The 2,373-nt window shown below is 69.6% G+C and carries 4 protein-coding genes; 2 read left to right on the forward strand and 2 right to left on the reverse strand.

Annotated elements, in window-relative coordinates; all coding sequences use genetic code 11:
• Positions 1-505 (reverse strand): TetR/AcrR family transcriptional regulator (locus BFF77_RS21420; protein ID WP_425424411.1); only part of this gene is annotated, 505 nt, incomplete at its 3' end.
• A 334-nt stretch (positions 506-839) separates the two neighbouring features.
• Here BFF77_RS21420 and BFF77_RS21425 point away from each other — a divergent pair.
• The gene (locus tag BFF77_RS21425) at positions 840-1,043 is read left to right on the forward strand and encodes a cold-shock protein (protein WP_041994569.1); all 204 of its coding nucleotides are present in this window, start codon (positions 840-842) and stop codon (positions 1,041-1,043) included.
• A gap of 117 nt (positions 1,044-1,160) precedes the next feature.
• Here BFF77_RS21425 and BFF77_RS21430 read toward each other — a convergent pair whose 3' ends face one another.
• Positions 1,161-1,802 (reverse strand): histidine phosphatase family protein, encoded by a 642-nt coding sequence (locus tag BFF77_RS21430; RefSeq protein ID WP_066952383.1) that lies wholly within the window; start codon positions 1,800-1,802, stop codon positions 1,161-1,163.
• A gap of 190 nt (positions 1,803-1,992) precedes the next feature.
• On the opposite strand from BFF77_RS21430, the gene BFF77_RS21435 reads away from it, so the two are divergent.
• Complete coding sequence (locus tag BFF77_RS21435) at positions 1,993-2,256, forward strand: type B 50S ribosomal protein L31 (RefSeq protein WP_066952384.1); 264 nt, start codon at positions 1,993-1,995, stop codon at positions 2,254-2,256.
• Positions 2,257-2,373 lie beyond the last annotated feature (117 nt).

Below are 2,373 nucleotides of genomic sequence, written 5' to 3' on the forward strand. Positions count from 1 at the left end.
CGCTGCCGCTGCCGCTGCCGCAGGTCGCCGGGGCGTGTGCGCTCTTCTCGTTCGGGGCGCGTGAGCCGAGCCGTACGGCGATGGTCTCGGCCAGTTCGATCTCCTCGGCCATGTGCGCGCCCAGGCCGCGGACCAGCAGCCGCGGCGAACGCTGGAGCACCGTGGCCCGCAGCCGCCAGATCTCCTGCCGCTCGGCCACATCGACGAGTTCGGTGGCGAGCGCCTCGCGTAGCGCTTCGAGCGGCGACAGGGCCGCGGGCGCCGCGCGCACCGCGTGGCGCACCCGTTCACCGGCGTCCCGGTCCATCATCACGAACGCGTCGTCATGGCTGTCGAAGTAGTTGAAGAACGTACGCGGGGAGACTCCGGCGGCCTCGCTGATCGCCTCGACCGTCACATTCTCGGCGCCGTGCTCGGCGGCCAGCCGTACCGCCGCCTCCGCCAGGGCCGCCCGGGTGGCCCGCTTCTTGCGCTCACGGAGCCCCGGAGCCGCGCCTTCGTCGATCACATCTTGCAGGGTATGCAAAAGTGCACGCTACGCAAAATTTATTTCCGGGCCGACCGTCGTACAGGTCCGATCGTCGTACGGATCGGCTGAACGGGTTGAGCCGATCGCGGTCGGATACACGCCACGTGCGCAAGAGTTGGTCGTTTCTGTGGCTGTATCGCTTCGAGCCCTGTAGCGTCTTGATCAGCTGTCGTGGTTCCGAAGTACCGCTCGCCCGTGACGTGCCGTCACGGGCGTTTGTGCTGTTCAGCGTCTCTGCGGACCAGGGCGATCACCTCCGGTTCCCGCACCGTGCGGGAATCACGCGTCCCTTGAAACGGAGACTTGGGCAATGGCCAGTGGAACAGTGAAGTGGTTCAACTCGGAAAAGGGCTTCGGCTTCATCGCGCAGGACGGCGGTGGCCCCGACGTGTTCGCGCACTACTCGAACATCGCGACCTCCGGCTTCCGTGAGCTCCAGGAGGGCCAGAAGGTCACGTTCGACGTCACGCAGGGCCAGAAGGGTCCTCAGGCGGAGAACATCCTCCCCTCGTAACACAGCGGTCCCAGCAGGCCCGGGAGGGCCGGGACGACAGGGCGCCTGTGCGGTGGAACTCCTTCCACCGCACAGGCGCCCGCCGCGTTCCGGGCCCGGCCCGGCGGCGGCCTCCGCTCAGGCCACGTTCTCCTTCTCCCGTGCCGTGGCCCGCAGCAGGCCCTCGGGAAGGGCCAGATTCCATGCCGTGACCACTGGCCGGCCGTGTTCCGTCCCCAGCCGGGAGAGGGTTCCGGTGGCGAGCAGGAAGAGCGCTCCCGCGGCCGGTGCCAGTCCGAGATAGCGCGCGGTGAGCACCCGGAGGAAGTGGGCGTGCGAGACGAGGGCGACGTCCTCGTCACTCGAATCGAGCGCCTCCAGCGCCTCGGTGAGCACACGGTCGGCGCGGTGTCCGACCTCCGCGGGGCTCTCCCCGGGCTGGCTCGCCGGGCCGGGCACGACCCCGTCGGTCCACAGGTCCCAGCCGGGCCGTGTGCGATGGATCTCGGCGGTCGCGACGCCCTCGTAGCCGCCGTAGTTCCACTCGCGCAGATCCGGTGTGACACGGAAGGCGTCGAGCCCGGCCAGCTCGGCCGTGCGGCGCGCGCGGGTCATGGGGCTGACGAGCGTGAGACCGACACGGCGCTCGCGCAGCAGCGGCGCCAGCGAGCGGGCCTGGTTCTCGCCGCGCTCGGTCATCGGCAGATCGGTGTAGCTGGTGTGCTGCCCGGACAAGGACCAGGTGGTCTCTCCGTGCCGTACGAGGATCAACTCACCCATGAGTGCCGCCCACTTCCCGCTCTCCATGCCCGGTCGCACCACGGGCCGCCGTGGACCGCCACGGGCCCGCACACCCCAGTGTCCCCGCTTTCGGTGTCCGGTACCCGGCGGGAATGCCACCGACGGGCGTCGCGTTACAGGGACGTACCACTTGATGGAAGCGAATTCCACCATCAGGAAGGATTTCCGCATGAAGCCCCGTATTCACCCCGTCTCCCGTCCAGTCGTCTTCCGGGACCGTGCCGCCGGAGCCGCCTTCCTGACCCGTTCCACCGCGGACTCGACCGAGCGCGTGGAGTGGGAGGACGGCAACACCTATCCGGTTGTCGACGTGGAGATCTCCTCCGCCAGCCATCCCTTCTACACCGGCAAGGGCCGCGTGGTGGACACCGCGGGCCGGGTGGAGCGCTTCGAGCGCCGCTACGGCGTCGGACACCGGGAGCCGCGTGGCTGACCGTACGGCCGGCCTGTCGGCGAGGGCCGGGTGGTGATCCCCGAAGAGGAGCGCCGCCCGGCCCTTTTCCTGTCTTCCCGTCCTTTCCCCGCGCGGGCGCGGGGAAAGGACGGGAAG

It is taken from the genome of Streptomyces lushanensis (genome assembly GCF_001700515.1).
GTDB classification, from domain to species: domain Bacteria; phylum Actinomycetota; class Actinomycetes; order Streptomycetales; family Streptomycetaceae; genus Streptomyces; species Streptomyces lushanensis.